General features: G+C 53.8%; 1 pseudogene. It reads left to right on the forward strand.

Annotation, left to right across the window (positions count from 1 at the left end):
* A pseudogene (locus tag PZH32_RS13650) lies at window positions 1-290 on the forward strand (SLC13 family permease); the annotation flags it as partial.

Consider the following 290-nt stretch of genomic DNA (forward strand, 5'->3'; position numbering starts at 1 on the left):
CCGCTCGTTGTTTATCCGGGTCGACTACTTTCTGCTCCTGACATTCGTCTGCTTTTTTATCTTTATCGGCAATATGGAACGGATCCCTGCGATCTCCGGACTCCTCATGAAGCTGATCTCCGGTCATGAATTTCCGGCAGGTGTTCTCTTAAGCCAGTGCATCAGCAATGTCCCCGCGGCGATCCTGCTCTCCGGCTTTACCAACGCAGTGCGTCCTCTGCTTTTTGGTGTGAATGTCGGCGGTCTTGGGACCCTGATTGCATCCATGGCAAGCGTGATCTCCTACCGGG

The sequence above is a fragment of the Adlercreutzia equolifaciens genome, assembly GCF_029076695.1.
Classification (GTDB): Bacteria; Actinomycetota; Coriobacteriia; order Coriobacteriales; family Eggerthellaceae; genus Adlercreutzia; species Adlercreutzia equolifaciens_A.